Origin of the sequence: Cupriavidus consociatus, from assembly GCF_017814975.1 — a bacterium.
GTDB classification, from domain to species: Bacteria; Pseudomonadota; Gammaproteobacteria; order Burkholderiales; family Burkholderiaceae; genus Cupriavidus; species Cupriavidus consociatus.
In genome coordinates this window covers 136121-153621 of record NZ_JAGIQA010000014.1, presented here as the reverse complement: position 1 = coordinate 153621, position 17501 = coordinate 136121, and the positions used below count along the sequence as shown (strand labels likewise).

At 66.2% G+C, this 17501-nt stretch carries 13 protein-coding genes and 1 other RNA gene; 6 read left to right on the top strand and 8 right to left on the bottom strand.

All coding sequences use genetic code 11. The features are described 5' to 3' along the window. Positions 1-21: 21 nt before the first annotated feature. Positions 22-1008, bottom strand: coding sequence for a LysR family transcriptional regulator (locus tag J8I82_RS20155; RefSeq protein WP_209760527.1), 987 nt, complete (start codon positions 1006-1008; stop codon positions 22-24). A gap of 138 nt (positions 1009-1146) precedes the next feature. On the opposite strand from J8I82_RS20155, the gene J8I82_RS20150 reads away from it, so the two are divergent. The 4 genes from J8I82_RS20150 to J8I82_RS20135 all read left to right on the top strand — a co-directional run bounded on the left by J8I82_RS20150 (position 1147) and on the right by J8I82_RS20135 (position 5236). Next, positions 1147-2430 (top strand): D-amino acid dehydrogenase, encoded by a 1284-nt coding sequence (locus J8I82_RS20150; protein WP_209760526.1) that lies wholly within the window; start codon positions 1147-1149, stop codon positions 2428-2430. A gap of 99 nt (positions 2431-2529) precedes the next feature. Next, positions 2530-3438, top strand: coding sequence for a glutamate/aspartate ABC transporter substrate-binding protein (locus J8I82_RS20145; RefSeq protein WP_209760525.1), 909 nt, complete (start codon positions 2530-2532; stop codon positions 3436-3438). 205 nt (positions 3439-3643) lie between these two features. Then, entirely contained in the window at positions 3644-4465 is an 822-nt protein-coding gene (locus tag J8I82_RS20140; RefSeq protein ID WP_209760524.1) for a transporter substrate-binding domain-containing protein, read from the top strand. A gap of 111 nt (positions 4466-4576) precedes the next feature. Then, entirely contained in the window at positions 4577-5236 is a 660-nt protein-coding gene (locus J8I82_RS20135; RefSeq protein WP_209760523.1) for an amino acid ABC transporter permease, read from the top strand. Positions 5237-5361: 125 nt separating this feature from the next. Here J8I82_RS20135 and cphA (J8I82_RS20130) read toward each other — a convergent pair whose 3' ends face one another. Both cphA (J8I82_RS20130) and cphA (J8I82_RS20125) read right to left on the bottom strand, forming a co-directional pair. Then, on the bottom strand, positions 5362-7932 hold the full coding sequence (cphA, locus tag J8I82_RS20130; RefSeq protein WP_209760522.1) for a cyanophycin synthetase: 2571 nt from the start codon (positions 7930-7932) through the stop codon (positions 5362-5364). 43 nt (positions 7933-7975) lie between these two features. Further along, entirely contained in the window at positions 7976-10612 is a 2637-nt protein-coding gene (cphA, locus tag J8I82_RS20125; protein WP_209760521.1) for a cyanophycin synthetase, read from the bottom strand. Between the two features lie 253 nt (positions 10613-10865). Here cphA (J8I82_RS20125) and J8I82_RS20120 point away from each other — a divergent pair, with 253 nt between their 5' ends. Beyond that, a complete protein-coding gene (locus J8I82_RS20120) occupies positions 10866-13163 on the top strand; it encodes a cyanophycin metabolism-associated ABC transporter (RefSeq protein ID WP_209760520.1) in 2298 nt (765 codons plus the stop codon). Then, positions 13153-13659 (top strand): cyanophycin metabolism-associated DUF1854 family protein, encoded by a 507-nt coding sequence (locus J8I82_RS20115; protein ID WP_431831560.1) that lies wholly within the window; start codon positions 13153-13155, stop codon positions 13657-13659. The genes J8I82_RS20120 and J8I82_RS20115 overlap by 11 nt, the downstream gene beginning before the upstream one ends. Positions 13660-13719: 60 nt before the next feature. On the opposite strand, the gene J8I82_RS20110 is transcribed toward J8I82_RS20115, so the two are convergent. The 5 genes from J8I82_RS20110 to ubiG all read right to left on the bottom strand — a co-directional run bounded on the left by J8I82_RS20110 (position 13720) and on the right by ubiG (position 17490). Next, complete coding sequence (locus J8I82_RS20110) at positions 13720-14751, bottom strand: fimbrial protein (RefSeq protein ID WP_209760519.1); 1032 nt, start codon at positions 14749-14751, stop codon at positions 13720-13722. 289 nt (positions 14752-15040) lie between these two features. Next, on the bottom strand, positions 15041-15442 hold the full coding sequence (locus tag J8I82_RS20105) for a hypothetical protein (protein ID WP_209760518.1): 402 nt from the start codon (positions 15440-15442) through the stop codon (positions 15041-15043). A 183-nt stretch (positions 15443-15625) separates the two neighbouring features. Then, positions 15626-15984, bottom strand: a transfer-messenger RNA (tmRNA) gene (gene ssrA, locus J8I82_RS20100). Positions 15985-16072: 88 nt separating this feature from the next. Next, positions 16073-16747 (bottom strand): phosphoglycolate phosphatase, encoded by a 675-nt coding sequence (gene gph, locus J8I82_RS20095; protein WP_209760517.1) that lies wholly within the window; start codon positions 16745-16747, stop codon positions 16073-16075. After that, complete coding sequence (ubiG, locus tag J8I82_RS20090; protein WP_209760516.1) at positions 16744-17490, bottom strand: bifunctional 2-polyprenyl-6-hydroxyphenol methylase/3-demethylubiquinol 3-O-methyltransferase UbiG; 747 nt, start codon at positions 17488-17490, stop codon at positions 16744-16746. The genes gph and ubiG overlap by 4 nt, the downstream gene beginning before the upstream one ends. Between the last annotated feature and the right edge of the window lie 11 nt (positions 17491-17501).

Genomic DNA, 17501 nt, shown 5'->3' with positions numbered 1-17501 from the left:
AAATTGGCGCCGGCGCGGCCATCATTCCAGTATCGCCGTACGCACCTTGGCGCCTCCCGGCAGCGAACCTTCGAGGCTGATCACCGGCGCTTCCAGCCGCTGTGGCAGCGTTGCCGCCAGCTCCTGCGCCGCCTGCGCGAACTGCACGCGCAGGTCGTCGGCCAGGCTGGAGCCGGCGCGGTGGCTGGCGCGCAGCATCTGGATTTCGAACGGCAGTTCCGGCGCCACGTCATGCAGCGCCACATGGCCGGGATTGGCGCTGAGCGCGGTGTACTGGTCCAGCAGCGTCAGGCCTAGCCCGGCATCGACCAGCGCCAGCGCCAGCGAATAGGTCTGCACCTCCAGCGTCGAGCGCGGCTCGAGCGCGTGCCGCGCCAGCGTCTGGCGCACCAGCAGGCCGAGCGAGCTGTTGTCGTCATAGCCGATGAAGGGGCGGTCCATCAGCCGCTGCATCGGCACTTGGCGGCGGCGCCCCGCGGCGGGCAGCGGCTGGCCGCGCGGCACCGCCAGCAACATGCGGCCGCTGGCCACCGGCTCGCTCGAAATGGCCTCGTGGCGCGGCGGCAAGAAGGCAAAACCCAGGTCGATCTGGTTGGCCAGCAGCGCACCGACGATCTCGTCGGTATGGTGGGTCAGCACCTGCACCTGTGTGTCGGGGTGGCGCGCGCAGAAGCGCCGCACCGCCGGCACCAGCAGCGGGTTGGCCAGGCTTGGCGTGGCCGCCACGCGCAGGCGCCCGGCGCCCTTGTGGCGCAGGCTTTCCGAGACCCGGCGCACCCGCTCGATCTCGCCATATAGCCTTTCGACATCGCCGTACAAGGCGTTGGCCTCCGGCGTCGGCTGCAGGCGACCGCGCACGCGCTCGAACAGGCGGAAGCCGAGCGAGGCCTCGGCATGCTGCAGCACGCGCGTGACCACGGGCTGGGACACGTGCAGCAGGCGCGCGGCTTCGCTGACAGTGCCGGTCAGCATCACGGCGCGGAAAACCTCGATCTGGCGCAGGCGCATGGGATTTGGGGGGCTGGAACGCGATAGGCACAGGCCATCCATAGCCTGAAGACATATTCTGGCACGTATTCGCATTGGGCAAGCCGGCCCTGCTGTTCTAACCTCTGGCATCGATCTTTTGATGCAACAAGGAAGTCAATGCGGGTAGTGATCGTGGGCGCCGGAGTGGTGGGCATGACAACGGCGTGGCGCCTGGCGCAGGACGGGCATGAGGTGACGGTGCTGGAACGACACCGGGGTCCCGGCGAGGAAACCAGCTTTGCCAATGGCGGGCAGCTCAGCTACAGCTATGTGGCGCCGCTGGCCGGGCCGGGCGTGATGGGCAAGGTGCCCGGCTGGCTGCTGCGGCGCGATTCGCCGATGCGCTTCCGCCCGGTGGCCGATCCCGCGCAATGGCGCTGGCTGGCCGCCTTCATGAGCGCCTGCAATGCCGGCACCAGCGAGGCCACCACACGCAAGCTGCTGCGCCTGGGCTTCTATTCGCGCGACCAGTTGCAGGCGTTCGTGGCGCAGCACGAGCGCGGGGACACCGGCTTCGGCTTCGATTTCGCGAGGCGCGGCAAGCTGGTGGTGCACCGCGACGAAGCGGCGTTTGCCTCGGCGTGCCGGCTGCTGGATTACCAGGCCAGCCTGGGCTGCGAGCAGCAGGCACTGGACCGCGATGCCTGCGTTGCGCTGGAGCCTGCGCTGGCCGGCATCCGCGACGAGATCGCCGGCGCCATCTACACGCCGAGCGAGGAGGTGGGCGACTGCCACCGCTTCTGCGTGTCGCTGGCACGGTTGCTGCAACACGGCGGCGGCACAGGCGTGTCGCTGCGCTTTGGCACCGTGGTGCAGGGGCTGATGCAGCAGGGCGGGCGCGTGACCGGCGTGCGCACCGATGCCGGCGAGGTGCCGGCCGATGTGGTCGTGGTCGCGGGCGGCATCGGCAGCGTGCCGCTGCTGCGCCCGCTGGGCGTGCGGCCGATGCTGTGGCCGCTCAAGGGCTATAGCATCACCGTGCCGCTGGCCAGCGGCGCGCGCGCGCCGCATATCAGCGTGACGGATTTCGCTAACAAGATCGTTTACGCGCGGATCGGCAATACACTGCGGGTGGCAGGCATGGCCGACCTGGTGCGCGGCGGCACCCGCATCGACCCGGAGCGGGTCGGCACGCTGGTGGCGCAAACGCGCGCCCTGTTTGACGGCATCGTGCCGGACCTGCCGCTGGCGCAGCTGCAGCCGTGGGCAGGCCTGCGTCCGGCCACGCCGGACGGGCTGCCGCTGATCGGGCCATCGCGCGTGTCTGGCCTGTGGCTGAACCTCGGCCACGGCGCGCTGGGCTTCACGCTGGCGATGGGCAGCGCCGGCCTGCTGGCCGACCGGCTGGCGGGGCGTCGCCCGGCGCTGGACGTCAAGGACTTCGATGCCGCGCGCGCGTAGCGCAGCGGCATGCGGCAATGGTTCCTGCAGTACCCGTGAGTTCGCAATACCTCGAGAAAACGAGCCTCAATGACCAAGCCCCATTACAAGGAGCGCGACATGAAACCACTGCACACCCGCTTTGCCACCCCCTGCATGCTTGCCGCCGCCGCGTTGCTGCTGGCCGCCGGCGCGGCCCAGGCTGCCGACGGCGACACGCTGAAGAAGATCAAGGACAGCGGCGTGATCTCGCTGGGCTACCGCGAATCGTCGATCCCGTTCTCGTACACCGACGGCAAGGAGGTGATGGGGTACTCGCACGAGATCCTGCTGCAGATCGTCGACAAGGTGAAGAGCGAGCTGAAGATGCCGAACCTGCAGGTGCGGCTGACGCCGATCACTTCGCAGAACCGCATCCCGCTGGTGCAGAACGGCACCATCGACATCGAGTGCGGCAGCACCACCAATAACCTGGAGCGCCAGAAACAGGTGGCGTTCTCCAACAGCCTGTTCGTCTATGGCATCAAGATGCTGACGAAGAAGGACTCGGGCGTGAAGGAGTTCACCGACCTGAAGGACCGCAACGTTGTCACCACTGCCGGCACCACCGGCGAGCGCCTGCTGGTCAAGATGAACGGCGAGAAGGCGATGAACATGAATCTGATCAGCACCAAGGACCATGGCCAGTCCTTCCTGATCCTGGAAAGCGGGCGCGCCGCTGCCTTCGTCATGGACGAGCCGCTGCTGTACGGCGAGCGCACCAAGGCCAAGAGCGCGGGCGACTGGGTGGTGGTCGGCGCGCCGCTGCAGACCGAGAACTATGCCTGCATGTTCCGCAAGGACGATCCTTCGTTCAAGAAGCTGGCCGACGGCGTGATCGCCGACCTGCAGACCAGCGGCCGCGCGGAGAAGCTCTACAACAAGTGGTTCATGTCGCCGATCCCGCCGCGCAACATCAACATGAACTACCCGCTGTCGACCGACATGAAGGCACTGTTCGCGGCGCCCAACGACAAGGCCTACCAGTAAACAGGCAGGGAGGTGCCGCCGCGGCGTCTGCTTCGCCCGGCGGTTATATAGCCATGATGAATCGTTATTTCGCCATCGATAGCGTTTGCGGTAGTGTAGCGCCCGATATAGGCTCATAGCAGCACAACCGGCCGGCAGCCCTCCACGAGAGGCTGGCCGGCGTTGCCTGCCCACCTACTGCTTATCCGCATCTACTGGAGAACATATGCGATCGATTCGTACTGGCTGGTTCAAGTCGCTGCTGGCGGCCTCGCTGATGGCGGGGGCCGGCCTTGCGGCCACCGCGGCCCATGCCGCCGACCTGCTCGATACCGTCAAGCAAGCCGGCGTGCTCAAGATCGGGCTGGAGGGCACGTACCCGCCGTTCGGCTTCCGCGGCGCCAAGAATGAACTGGAAGGGTTTGACGTCGACGTCGCGCGCGCGGTGGCGGGCAAGCTCGGGGTCAAGCCCGAGTTCGTCACCACCGAGTGGAGCGGCATCATCGCCGGCCTGCAGGCGGGCAAGTTCGACGTGATCGTCAACCAGGTCAATGTCACGCCGCAGCGCCAGCAGGTGCTGGACTTTTCCACGCCCTACGTCTACTCGGATGCGCAGCTGATCCAGCGCAAGGACGACAAGCGCCAGTTCAAGTCGCTGGAAGACCTGAAGGGCCACAAGCTCGGCGTCAGCCTGGGCAGCAATTACAACGAGCTGGCCAAGTCAGTGGCCGGCATCGACGTCAAGACCTATCCCGGCGCGCCCGAGTACCTGCGCGACCTGGCGGCACAGCGCGTTGACGCCGCGCTCAATGACCGGCTGATGGTGGCCTACCTGGTCAAGACCGCCAACCTGCCACTGCGCCCGGGCGCGATCGTGGCGGGCGCCACTACGCAGGTGGCCATCCCGTTCCGCAAGGACAACCCCAAGTTCGCGCAGGCCATCAACCATGCGCTGGAAGACCTGAGCAAGGACGGCACGCTGGGCAAGCTCTCGGTGAAGTGGTTCGGCACCGACGTGACCAAGCCCGCCGGCAAGCCGGTCAAGTAAGCCGGATCAAGTAAGCCGGCCAGCGAGCCGGGCGGTATCATGTCGCGGCGCGGCGGCCAGCATGGCTGCCGCGCCGCTTTGTTTTCTTACCTCTAGTCCGCCGCCACGCCCATGTCCGCTCTCCAGCTCGTCATCGATTCCCTGCCCGTGCTGCTGCAGGGCACGCTGCTGACCATCAAGTTCGCATTGTGGTCGATGCTGTTCGGGCTGGTGATCGGTACCGTGGTGGCGCTGATGGGCATCAGCCACAGCCGCCCGCTCAAGGCGGTGGCGCGCACCTATGTCAGCATCATGCGCGGCACGCCGCTGCTGGTGCAGATCTTTGTCGTGTACTACGGACTCCCGGGTGTCGGCATCGCGCTGGAGCCCACACCGGCCGGCGTGCTGACGCTGAGCTTGAATGTAGGGGCGTACCTGTCGGAAAGCATGCGCGGCGCCATCCTGGGCGTGGCGCGCGGCCAATGGCTGGCCGCATACAGCCTGGGGCTGACGCCGGCGCAGGCGCTGCGCTACGTGGTGGGCCCGCAGGCGCTGCGGCTGGCGGTGCCGAGCTTGTCGAACAGCCTGATCAGCCTGATCAAGGATACGTCGCTGGTGTCGGTGATCACGGTGACGGAACTGCTGCGCACAGCGCAGGAGGTCATCGCGGCGACGTACCAGCCGTTGCCGCTGTACCTGGCGGTGGCGGCGATCTACTGGGTGTTGAGCACGGGGTTGTCAGGGCTGCAGCATATGCTGGAGCGGAAGCTGTCGTTGCCGGGGAGGCATTGACTCCCATGGGTAAGGAAGAGGAGGGCGGTTTTGAGTGCTCCGAAGCCGCCCGAGCTAGCCCAAGCAAGGTGTTCTCCCTCTCCCCTCATGGGGAGAGGGAGCAAGCCCTGGGCATGGCGAGAGGGTTACCCCTGCGCGATCCGCCCCGCGATATGCCCCAGCGCCTCTTCCACCTGGTCCACCAGGATCAGGCACAGGTCGCCCGGCTTCAGGTGCGACAACGCGGTGTCGATGGCCAGGAATTCGCCACGGATTTCCTCGACCTGGCTGGTGCGCTGCGCGCCTTGCAGGCCTTCGCGCAGCAGCGCCAGCACCTCGCCGTCGGCACGCCCGCGCTGGCACTGGTCCTGGTACAGCACCACTTCGTCGAATACGCCGCCCAGGATCTGCGTCTGGCGACGGATGTCCTCATCGCGGCGGTCGCCGGCGCCGCTGATCACGACCACCCGGCGGCCGGCCGGCATGGTCTCGACCGCGTTGCACAATGCCTGGATCGCGTCCGGGTTGTGGCCGTAATCGGCGATCAGCATGGCGCCCTTGTAGTCGAACACGTTGAAGCGGCCGGGAGCCGTCGCGGCGTCATTGACGAAGGTAGCCAGGCCGCGGCGGATGATGGCCCAGTCGATGCCCAGCGCCCACGCGGCGGCGATCGATGACATCGCGTTCTCGACCTGGAAGCCGATGGTGCCGTTGCGCGTCAGCGGAATCTCCGCCAGCGCGATGCGCACCTGGGTGTCGCCCTCCGACGCCACGATCTCGGCGCCGTCGACAAAGACCACGCGCTTGCCTTGCGCACGATGCGTGGCCATTGCAGGCTGGTTCGGATCGTGCGCGAAGAAGGTCACGCTGCCGGGGCAGGCGTCGGCCATGGACACCACCATCGGGTCGGCTGCATTGAGCACGGCCATGCCGTGCGGCGCGACGTTCTGCACGATCACGCTCTTGAGCACCGCCAGGTCTTCCACCGAATTGATGTACGACAGGCCCAGGTGGTCGCCTTCGCCGACGTTGGTCACCACGGCCACGTCGCAACGGTCGAAGGCCAGCCCTTCGCGCAGCAGGCCGCCACGCGCGGTTTCAAAAACGGCCGCGTCCACATCGGGATGCAGCAGCACGTTGCGCGCGCTGCGCGGGCCGCTGCAGTCGCCGGTATCGATGCGCTCGCCCTGGATATAGACGCCGTCAGTGCCGGTCATGCCCATGCGCAGGCCGCTGGTGGCCATGATATGGGTGATCAGGCGCACAGTCGTGGTCTTGCCGTTGGTGCCGGAGACGGCCACCACTGGGATGCGGCCATCGTCGCCATCGGAGAACATGGTCGAGATGATCGCCTCGCCCACCGCGCGGCCCTTGCCGTACGATGGCTGCAGGTGCATGCGCAGGCCCGGCGCGGCGTTGACCTCGACGATGCCGCCGGCCTGTTCCTCGAACGGCTTGAGCATGGTCTCGCACACCGCGTCGACGCCGGCAATATCCAGGCCCACCATCTGCGCCGCGGCCACGGCGCGCGCCGCGATGTCCGGGTGGACGTCGTCGGTCACGTCGGTGGCGCTGCCGCCGGTGGACAGATTGGCGTTGTTGCGCAGCACCACGCGCGTGCCCTTGGCCGGCACGGAATCGGCGGTCAGGTTCTGCTTGGCCAGCACCGCCAGCGCGATATCGTCGAAGCGGATCTTGGTCAGCGAGGTGGCATGGCCTTCGCCGCGGCGCGGATCGCGGTTGACTTCCTCGACCAGCGCGCGCACGGTGTGCACGCCGTCGCCGGTCACCTGCGGCGGGTCGCGGCGCGCGGCCGCCACCAGCTGCTTGCCGACTACCAGCAGGCGGAAGTCGTGGCCGGGGATGTAGCGCTCGACGATCACGTCGGAGCTGATGTCCGAGGCGACCTCGTAGGCCGTCATCACTTCCTCGCGGGTGCGGATGCGCACCGCCACGCCCTTGCCCTGGTTGCCGTCGCGCGGCTTGACCACCACCGGCGCGTCGATTTCCTGCGCGGCGGCCCAGGCTTGCTCGGCGCTGCGTACCGAGCGGCCCAGCGGCACCGGCACGCCGGCGGCGTGCAGCAGGCTCTTGGTCAGTTCCTTGTCCTGCGCGATCGATTCGGCCACGGCGCTGGTGCGGTCGGTCTCGGCGGCCTGGATGCGGCGCTGCTTGCTGCCCCAGCCGAACTGCACCATCGAACCCTGCGTCAGGCGCCGGTAGGGGATGCCGCGCGCCACGCCGGCATAGACGATCGAGCCGGTGCTGGGCCCCAGGCGCACGTCTTCATCCAGGTCGCGCAGGCGATGCAACGCGTCGGCCAGGTCGAAGGCGGTATCGTTGCGCGCGGCCAGGCACAGTGCCTCGGCCAGCTCGAACGCGAGCCTGCCGACTTCTTCCTCGCTGTACTGCACGATCACCTGGTAGGTGCCGGGCTCCACCGTCTGCGCGGTGCGGCTGAACGTGACCGGGCAGCCGGCGGCCGCCTGCAGGCGCAGTGCGGCGACTTCCAGCACGTGCGCGAGCGAGAGTTCGCCCGATTCCTCGTCCGGGCGCAGCGGCCCGATTTCGGGAAAGCGCGCGCGCAGCCGGTCTTCAAAGCCGGGCAGGTCCGACAGCATGCCGGTGGTGTCCTTGCAGACGACGATGGCTTCAATAGCGGTGTGGCGGCACCACAGGTTCGGACCCCGCAGGGCCCGGATACGGGAGACTTCCATGGAACGGTTCCGTGTCTTCTATGCGCTGTGTTCAGGCGCCGCGTCAGGCGCGGCGCGCAGGCTGGCCCATCCAGTGGTGTACCAGGTCGACAGTGGCCGCGGTGGCGGCCTCGTCGCACTGCAGCACCAGCAGGTCGCCCGGCACCAGCTGGCCGAGCGCGGTCTCGATGGCATTGGCACGTGCGCCTTCGTCGATGATCTTGGTCACGCGGCGGCCTTCATACAGCCCTTGCTTGAGCAGCGCGCGCGCCTCGGCGTCGGGCAGGTCGCGCTTGACGCTGCGGTCTTCGCACAGGAAGACGCGGTCGAAATGCTGGCCCAGCACCTTGCCCTGGCGCACCAGGTCTTCATCGCGGCGCTGCACGCCGGCGCCGTAGACCACCATGCGGCGTTCGGACGGGAAGCGGTCCAGCGCGGCCGCAAGCGCTTCCAGCGCGGGCGCGTTGTGAGCGTCGTCGACGACCACGGTGGCGCCATTGCGCTCGAACAGCGTGAAGCGGCCCGGCACGTCGACCTGGCCGACGTCGAATGTCACCACGCCGGCGCGGATCAGGTCGTTGGAGATGCCCAGCGCCCAGCCCGCGGCCACGGCCGCCAGCACGTTCTCGACCTGGAACGCCACGCGGCCGGCGTAGGTCAGCGGCACCGCGGCCACGTCGACCAGCGGCGTTTCCTTGCTGCCGACGGCCAGCACGATCTTGCCTTCGCGCACATACACCGCGCGCTTGCCTGCGGCGCGATGCGACATGATCGCGGGCAGCTCCGGCGTCAGGCCGAAGAAGATCACGTCGCCGTCGCACAGCTCGGCCATCTCGACCAGGCGCTCGTCGCGCGCGTTAAGCACGGCGGCGCCGTCCTTGAGCACCACGTCGACCTGCGTGCGCAGCACGTTGTACATGCGGTCCTCGTCCTCGACGTAGTAGTCGCCGAGGTGGTCGGGCTGGTCGAAGTTGGTGACCACGCCGACCTGGCAGCGGTCATAGACCAGGCCTTCGGACAGGATGCTGCCGCTGTCGTTCTCGAACACGGCGGCCTCGACCGCGCGGTTCATCAGGATGCGGTGGCCGGCGTCCCAGTTGGCGCGGTCGCCGCTCTGCACCAGGCGTCGGTCCAGGAACAGCCCGTCGCTGCAGGCCAGGCCAGTATGCTTGCCAGACAGCTGCAGCAGGCGCGCGACCAGGCGCGCCACCACGGTCTTGCCGTTGGTGCCGGTCACGCCGACCACCGGGATGCGGCCGCAGTCGTCCTGCTCGGCCTCGGGGAACAGGTGGTTGACGATGGCGCGGCCCACCGGACGCGGCGTGCCTTCGGCCGGCTTGATGTGCATCAGCAGGCCCGGACCGGCGTTGACCTCGACGATGGCGCCGCGCTGTTCAGCCAGCGGGCGCGAGATGTCCTCAGCCACGAGATCCACGCCGGCGATGTCCAGCCCAACCACGCGCGCGGCCAGCGACGCATGTGCGGCCACGCTCGGGTGGACGCGGTCGGTCACGTCGAACGCGACGTTGCCGTTGCGCTGGATCAGCACGGTGCGGCCCTCAGCCGGCACCGAGCTGCCGTCCATGCCCTGGCGCTTCAGCTCCAGGCGCGCGGCGGAATCCAGGCGCACGCGGTTCAGCGGATGGTCTTCGGTGCTGCCCCGCCGCGGATCGGAATTGATCTGCAGTTCGATCAGCTCGTCGATGGTGGACTTGCCGTCGCCGACCACGCAGGCAGTCTCGCCCATCGCCGCGGCAACCACGCGGCCGCCCACCACCAGCAGGCGGTGTTCGTTACCGGGGATGAAGCGCTCGACGATGACGCCGCTGCCTTCGTCCAATGCCACGGCGTAGGCGGTCTCGACCTCCTCGCGGGTGACCAGGTTGGTAAAGACGCCACGGCCGTGGTTGCCGTCATAGGGCTTCACCACCACCGGCACGCCGATGTCTTCGGCGGCGTCCCAGGCGTCTTGCGGCGAGTCGACCATGCGGCCTTCCGGCACCGGCACGCCGCACGACTCGAGCAGGCTCTTGGTCAGGTCCTTGTCGCGCGAGATGCTTTCGCCGATGGCGCTGGTCCGGTCGGTCTCGGCCGTCCAGATGCGGCGCTGGCGCGCGCCGTAGCCAAGCTGGACCAGGTTGCCGTCCGACAGGCGGATAGCAGGGATGTCCCGATCATCGGCGGCATCGACGATGCACGCGGTGCTGGGGCCGAGGCAGTGCTCGTCCACCAGGCGGCGCAGGTGGTCCACGGCGGCGGTGACGTCGAAAGGACGGTCCTCGATCGCGGCCATGACCAGATCGCGCGCGCTGAACAGGGCGGCGCGGGTGACTTCCTCGTGCCAGGCACGGACGATCACCTTGTAGACGCCGCGCACCGGGGTCTCGCGCGCCTTGCCGAAGCCGCCGGGCATCCCCGCCAGGTTCTGCAGCTCAAGCGTCACGTGTTCCAGGATATGGCCAGGCCAGGTGCCTTCCTTCAAGCGCTGCAGGAAGCCGCCGCGCTCGCCGATGCTGCAGCGATGCTCGATCAGCGAGGGCAGCCATGCCGACAGGCGCTCGTAGAATCCCGGAATCGTGTTGGAGGGAAAGTCCTCCAGTTCCCCGATATCGACCCATGCCTCCAGGACGGGCCGATATGTCCACATATTCGGGCCGCGCAGCGACATGACATCGAAAATCTCAATGTCCTTCTTTTTCATTGAATTTGCTTGAGGCAGTGGGCGGAACGCCCGAGAAATGGAAGCCTAACCTTTCAATAACGTTACAGCTTAGTACAGGTTGACTTTCTTCGATTAAAAGTGTTTGTGCAGTGCATCAGGGCAACCCGCGGGTTCGCTGTTATTTACGTCGTTATGTATACTGCGGGCGAATTCACGGGCAGCCAGTGCGCGCCCGGCCTAAATTTGTTTCAAGTTATGTCCTTTCCCCTGGACGCTGCACGCCGCGCCATCCATGACCCAGTCCTCCCTGCCTGCCCTTAACATCCCCGCCTCCGACGAGCCGTGGCGTGCCGAATCCGGAACGTGGCTCCGTCCCGGCGAGAACGTCCTGGCCGGACTGGTGCTGGACCTCGACGCGAGGCTGCATTTTACCCAAGGGTGGCTGGTTGTGACCGATCAGCGCATCGTCGCCCGGCCGCCAGGCGAAAAAAATGTGCGGGAATGGAACATCTCGCCCGAACTGCGCCTTTCCCATACCGATCATGCGGGGGTCGGCACCCTTGAACTGGCTGGTCGAACGGGTCGGCTGGCCAGCTGGCGATATACGCTTGGTTACAATCCAGCTGCGCTGCGGCTCGCCGACCAGTTCGAAATGCGCCGCGATGCCACGTCGGCTGCCGAAACGGGCAAGTCAGGCGAAGTGGCGTGCCCGACCTGCAAGGCGCCGCTGCCGCCGGAAGAGGAGGAGTGTCCCCAGTGCAACCGCGAGTTGGAAACGCCGCCGTCGACCTGGGCATTGCTGCGCCTGTGGCGCTTTGCCCGGCCTTACCGCTGGCAGCTGTTGGCCGGTTTCCTGCTGACGGTGCTGTCAACCGGCGCCACGCTGGTGCCTCCATACCTGACCATGCCGCTGATGGACAAGGTGCTGATTCCGTACCAGAACGGGGTACCGATCGATTACGGCCGCGTGCGCATGTACCTGAGTGGCCTGCTTGGCGCAGCGTTGGTGGCATGGAGCCTGGGTTGGGCGCGCACCTACCTCCTGGCGCGTGTATCAGAGCGCATCGGTGCGGATCTGCGCACAACGACCTACGAACATCTGCTTAAGCTGTCGCTGGAATATTTCGGCGGCAAGCGTACCGGTGACCTGATGGCGCGCATCGGCTCGGAAAGCGACCGAATCTGCGTGTTCCTGTCCCTGCACTTGCTGGACTTTGCGACTGATGTGCTGATGATCGTCATGACGGCGGTGATCCTGGTCTCGATCAATCCATGGCTGGCGCTGGTGACGCTGGTGCCACTGCCGTTCATCGCCTGGATGATCCACCTGGTGCGCGATCGCCTCCGGCATGGTTTCGAAAAGATCGACCGCATCTGGTCGGAAATCACCAACGTACTGGCCGACACCATCCCCGGCATCCGCGTGGTCAAGGCGTTCGCGCAGGAAAAGCGCGAAGTGACGCGCTTCCGCGAGGCAAACAAGCACAACCTGGCCATCAACGATCGCGTCAACGCGGTATGGTCGCTGTTTACGCCGACTGTGACGCTGCTGACCGAGATCGGGCTGCTGATCGTATGGATGTTCGGCATCTGGCAGGTGTCGCACAGCGCCATCACGGTGGGCGTGCTGGTTGCCTTCCTGACCTATATCAGCCGTTTCTATACGCGCCTCGATTCGATGAGCCGTATCGTTTCGGTGACGCAGAAGGCCGCGGCGGGTGCCAAGCGGATCTTCGACATCCTTGACCATGTCTCGAGCGTGCCGGAGCCCGTGCGTCCGACCAAGCTCGACAAGGTCGAAGGTGCCATCGACATGCGCGACCTGGGCTTCCGCTACGGCAACCGGGCGGTGATCCGCGGACTCGACCTGTCGATCGCGCCGGGCGAGATGATCGGGCTGGTCGGGCACAGCGGCTCGGGCAAGAGCACCCTGGTCAACCTGATCTGCCGCTTCTACGATGTTTCCGAAGGGGCGATTCGTGTCGACGGCGTTGACATTCGCTCGCTGCCGGTCTCCGAGTACCGCCGCCATATCGGCCTGGTGCTGCAGGAGCCGTTCCTGTTCTTCGGCACCATCGCCGACAACATCGCCTACGGCAAGCCGGATGCCACGCGCGAGGAGATCATCGCCGCCGCGCGCGCCGCGCATGCGCACGAGTTCATCCTGCGCCTGCCGCACGGCTACGACTCGCTGGTCGGGGAGCGCGGCCAGGCGCTGTCGGGCGGCGAGCGCCAGCGCATCTCGATCGCGCGCGCGCTGCTGATCAACCCGCGCATCCTGATCATGGACGAGGCGACGTCGTCGGTGGACACGCAGACCGAGAAGGAAATCCAGAAGGCGCTCGACAACCTGGTGCAAGGTCGCACCACGATCGCCATCGCGCACCGACTGTCAACGCTGCGCAAGGCCGACCGCCTGGTGGTGATGGACCGCGGCAAGATCGTCGAAGTCGGCAGCCACGACGAACTGCTGTTGCGAGAGGGCGCTTATTTCAAGCTGTATCAGGCGCAGGCGCGCAACGTTGATACCGAGGACGACGACGAGCGCGAAGCCGTGACCGCACTGCCGGAGGTGGCCAATGCCCACTGAGATGACCTTGGCTGACACCAATGCCGCAGCCAGCGCGAACTTCAAGCTGTCGCGCAATCCGTTTGGCCGTCTGACGCTGATCCATGACGACGGCACAATCTATGAAGGGGTGGTGCCGGTGCGCGCCTTCCCGATCTCCGCGCCGCAAGGTGGCATCGGCATGATGAGCGCCGACGGGCATGAGGTGGTGTGGATTCCGCGGCTTGAGGCCCTTCCTGCCAACGAGCGCAGGATGATCGAAGAGGAACTCGCATCGCGCGAGTTCATGCCGGAGATCGAGCGCATCGTCGAGGTCTCGACATTCGCCACGCCAAGCGTGTGGACCGTGCAGACCGATCGGGGACGGACCTCGCTCGTGCTGCGCGGCGAAGAAGCGATCCGGCGGCTGTCCGGCAACACTCTGATGGTGTCGGACAGCCATGGGATCCACTACCTCATCCGGGATCTGATGGCGCTCGACAAGCACAGCCGCAAGCTGCTGGACCGGTTCCTCTGACGGCTGGCAGGTGGCCTGGCGCAAGCCAAAACGGCGCCTGGCGGCGCCGTGTTTCGTTTATTACTGGTAGTCCAGCGTAAATATCATGGCGCTCGACACCGCCCCAGGCGATGGCGTGCCGCCCAGCGCGACATAGCGTGCACCGAAGCGGTAGGTGGAAGGCACGTTGGCGGCAATGTTGCCCATGGCATTGCGTACTTGCAGCGGCACTGGCGTGCTGCCGGTGTCATTGACGATCTGCACGCCCGCGCCGCTGGCTCTGCCGCCTGTCCCTGCATTGGCGATTCCGAGTATGCCGTTGGGCGCTGATTGCACCGGGGTTCCACCCGCTCCGTCCAGTGTCAGGCCGACGATGGCAGCCCCGCTGCAGGTCAGCTGGATCGAGAAGGGCGTATTGCCGGCGGCCCCTTGGGTCGCCAGCGTACTGGCACTGACATTGGGCAATGTCACCACGGCGGGGTAGTTGACATTGCAGGCAATCTCGCGCGGCGAGGCACTGCCCGAGAAGCCGATGTAGTTGACATAGCCGCCGCCGAGCGCACCTGCCGTCGAGCCCTTGTAGACGCCAAAGCCGAAGCGGGTCTGCGTTGGATCGAGATCGCCGGTGGAAATCACGCCAGTCTTCACGAATTCCACCGAAACCGATACGGAATAGGTCATGTCAGCGTTGACCGTGCCGAGGTTGGCGGCGCGTGTATCGCAGTTGACCCCCCAGGCATTGGTCATTGGTTGTCCCGCCGCGTTGCGCAGCCGGATGCCGATGCCGGCGACGCCGGTGGAATAGACACCCGGCATGACTTCGTTGCCCGAGCCGTAGTAGCAGGAAATGATCGGCGCGCCGGCCACCACGTATGGCTGCGTCTCCGTGCATGTGCCGGTGAAGGTGTAATAGCGGACGGTGCCGGGAATCGTGCTGCCGACCGGCAGGTTGACGGCCACCGCCATATTGTTCATGGTCTGCAGGTAGGGCATGGCGGGCGTGCTGGTACAGCCGGCATGGGCGAGGTGCGGGGCGCTCAGGCACGCGAGCACAAGCAGCCAGCGTTTGAGCGCACCGAGCAGGCGGATACCGATGGGTAGAGCGTTGTGCATTGGGTTCAGCGGTTGCGGAGGCTGGCGGTGGCCGTGAGACCCCAGATTGCGTTCGCTGGAATTGGCGCCGCCTGCCCGTTAAGGGACGAGCCAACTGTAGTCGTATCGCTTTGCGCCGATGGGCGGAAATTTCCGAATGCGTTGGGAAGATTTCGGCAGATGCGGCGCCAGTACCGAGACCAGCACCTCTGATAGGCTGCCCTGCGGGCATGAAAAACGGGCCAAGTGGCCCGTTGACTGTTTTCGCCCCAATCGCATGCCCTGCCCGTGGCAGCGCCGCTGAAGCAAGCTAGTGCAGCATGTCCGGCGAGTCGTCGTCTTCGTCCCAATCCTCATGCATCATCGGCGCATCCGGAGCCATGTCGAACACCATGGAGTGGTAGCGGATGCTGAACCACTCGCGGAACATGCCCAGCGTCAGGGTCTCGGGCCATAGCGAATCGTCGAACCACTCGGCCAGCATGAATTCGAAGAATTCCTGCCAGCGCTTCTCGACCCAGTGAACCGCGTTGGCATGCGTATCCGCCAGTTCCTCGGGCAGCAGGAATACGCTCTGGTCCTCGCGCACCTGTTCCAGCGTGAGGCCGGCAACTGGCTGCGGATCAACTGCCTGGATCCAGTCGAGGAACGGCTGTTCGGGGACCAGCGCGACCATGGCGCGGTTGATGGTAAAGCGGGGATAGTCAGACATGGGGACAGGCTTGGCGGGCTTCGGCTGAGTATTGTAATCGTCGGATGCCCGAGGTAACGCTTTGCCGCCGCAAATGCGCGGCGGTTACCGTTTTCCTATGACCGGCAACAAAAAACCCGTGAAGACGGTGGTCATCACGGGTTTCCCGGGCTTCTGAGACCGTAAGTCTCGGAAGTGTGTAACTGGTGGAGCCGGCGGGAATCGAACCCGCGTCCGCAAGCCCTCCACAGAGAGTTCTACATACTTAGTTCTGTCATTTGATTTAACCGGCGCATCGCGGACGAACACGCTCTACGACGGCGAGTCACTAAATTTTCGTCTCTGGACCCGTGACACTTCCGGAGCTTATCTGACGTAAATGACCTCGCGTGGTCTTGCGACCCTAGCCCGTCAGCGAGCCAGTGCGAGGACGGCGGCCCTTAGGCTGCCAGTGCGTAACGTTCGTCGTTAGCAGTTATTGCATTCCCATTGATTAACGAGGTGACGGGTCCTCGGTATGCCCTCCACTGCTTTGTAACCCACGTCGAAACCAGGTCGGCCCCAGTGAGAAGAAGCTGGATTGTACCCGGTTGGATGGAAAGTGTCGCGGGGAGTTCCATCCCGGCCAGCTGTGCGCTGGCCGCCACGCCGCTAGCGCACGGCCGCGGGCACCAGCAGGGGGATCAGTTCGGCCGGATGGCGTACCAGGTGGTCGGCGCCCCATGCCTCCGGCGGCTCGCCGTCGCCGCAGTAGCCATAGGCGGCCGTGACCGTCATCATGCCGGCGGCCTTGCCCGCCTGGATGTCGCGCAGGTCGTCGCCGACGTACACGCAACGGTGCGGATCGACCCCGGCGCTGGCCGCGGCGTGCAGCAGCGGGGCGGGGTGGGGCTTGGCATGGGAGGTGGTGTCGCCGCTGACCACTGCGCTGGCGCGCGGCGCCAGCCCGATGGCGGCGACCAGCGGCACCGTGAAGCGCGCAATCTTGTTGGTGACGATACCCCACGGGATGCCGGCTGCTTCCAGCGCCGACAGCACTTGTGGCATGCCGTCGAACAGGCGCGTGTGGACGGCGATGTCGGCTTCGTAGTAGTCGAGAAAGATATCCCGCAGCGCCGGAAAGTCCGCGTCCTCGGGCACCAGCCCGAACGCCGCGCCGAGCAGGCCGCGCGCCCCATGCGAGGCAACGGGCCGAAGCTTCTCATACGCCACCGGTGGGCGGCCTCGTTCGACGACCAGCCGGTTGGCGGCAGCCGCCAGGTCCGGCGCCGTGTCCGCCAGCGTGCCGTCGAGGTCGAAGAAGACGCCTGCGATGCCCCCGCTCATGCCGACACCCGGCGGAACGCCATCATGTAATTCACATCCGTGTCGCGGCCCAGCGCATAGACCTGCGATAGCGGGTTATAGGTCATGCCGCGCATCTCGATCAGGTCCAGCCCTGCGTTGCGGGCGAAGCGCGCCAGTTCCGACGGGGTGATGAACTTTTCATAATCGTGCGTGCCGCGCGGCAGCATGTTCAGCACGTACTCGGCGCCCACGATGGCCAGCAGGTACGCCTTCAGGTTGCGGTTGATGGTGGAGAAGAAAACATGGCCGCCCGGCTTTACCAGCGTTGCGCAGGCTTGCACGATCGAGGCTGGGTCCGGTACGTGTTCGAGCATTTCCATGCACGTCACGACATCCACGCTGCCGGGTTCGCGCGCCGCCAGCGCTTCTGCCGCGATCTCCTCATAGGTGACGGCCACGCCGGACTCCAGGCTGTGCAGGTCCGCGACCTTCAGCGCCTTGCTGGAGAGGTCAATGCCGCGCACGTTGGCACCAAGGCGCGCCATGCTCTCGGACAGGATGCCGCCACCGCAGCCCACGTCAACCACACGCTTGCCCGCGAGCCCGGCAATGCCGTCGATCCAGCCCAGGCGCAGCGGATTGAGCTCATGCAGTGGCTTGAACTCACTCTCGGGGTCCCACCAGCGGTGGGCCAGTTCGCTGAATTTGTCGATTTCCTTGGGGTCGGCGTTCCGGCGCAGCGGATCGGGATGGGCGGACAGAGTCTGGGAGGGCAACGTCATCGTATGCGGGC

Coding starts and splice junctions, on each gene's coding strand:
- cphA (WP_209760522.1), bottom strand. CDS start 7,932: ATGGAAGTCTCCCGTATCCGGGCCCTGCGGGGTCCGAACCTGTGGTGC.
- ubiG (WP_209760516.1), bottom strand. CDS start 17,490: ATGACGTTGCCCTCCCAGACTCTGTCCGCCCATCCCGATCCGCTGCGC.
- J8I82_RS20150 (WP_209760526.1), top strand. CDS start 1,147: ATGCGGGTAGTGATCGTGGGCGCCGGAGTGGTGGGCATGACAACGGCG.
- cphA (WP_209760521.1), bottom strand. CDS start 10,612: ATGAAAAAGAAGGACATTGAGATTTTCGATGTCATGTCGCTGCGCGGC.
- J8I82_RS20120 (WP_209760520.1), top strand. CDS start 10,866: ATGACCCAGTCCTCCCTGCCTGCCCTTAACATCCCCGCCTCCGACGAG.
- J8I82_RS20140 (WP_209760524.1), top strand. CDS start 3,644: ATGCGATCGATTCGTACTGGCTGGTTCAAGTCGCTGCTGGCGGCCTCG.
- gph (WP_209760517.1), bottom strand. CDS start 16,747: ATGAGCGGGGGCATCGCAGGCGTCTTCTTCGACCTCGACGGCACGCTG.
- J8I82_RS20105 (WP_209760518.1), bottom strand. CDS start 15,442: ATGTCTGACTATCCCCGCTTTACCATCAACCGCGCCATGGTCGCGCTG.
- J8I82_RS20145 (WP_209760525.1), top strand. CDS start 2,530: ATGAAACCACTGCACACCCGCTTTGCCACCCCCTGCATGCTTGCCGCC.
- J8I82_RS20155 (WP_209760527.1), bottom strand. CDS start 1,008: ATGCGCCTGCGCCAGATCGAGGTTTTCCGCGCCGTGATGCTGACCGGC.
- J8I82_RS20135 (WP_209760523.1), top strand. CDS start 4,577: ATGTCCGCTCTCCAGCTCGTCATCGATTCCCTGCCCGTGCTGCTGCAG.
- J8I82_RS20110 (WP_209760519.1), bottom strand. CDS start 14,751: ATGCACAACGCTCTACCCATCGGTATCCGCCTGCTCGGTGCGCTCAAA.
- J8I82_RS20115 (WP_431831560.1), top strand. CDS start 13,153: ATGCCCACTGAGATGACCTTGGCTGACACCAATGCCGCAGCCAGCGCG.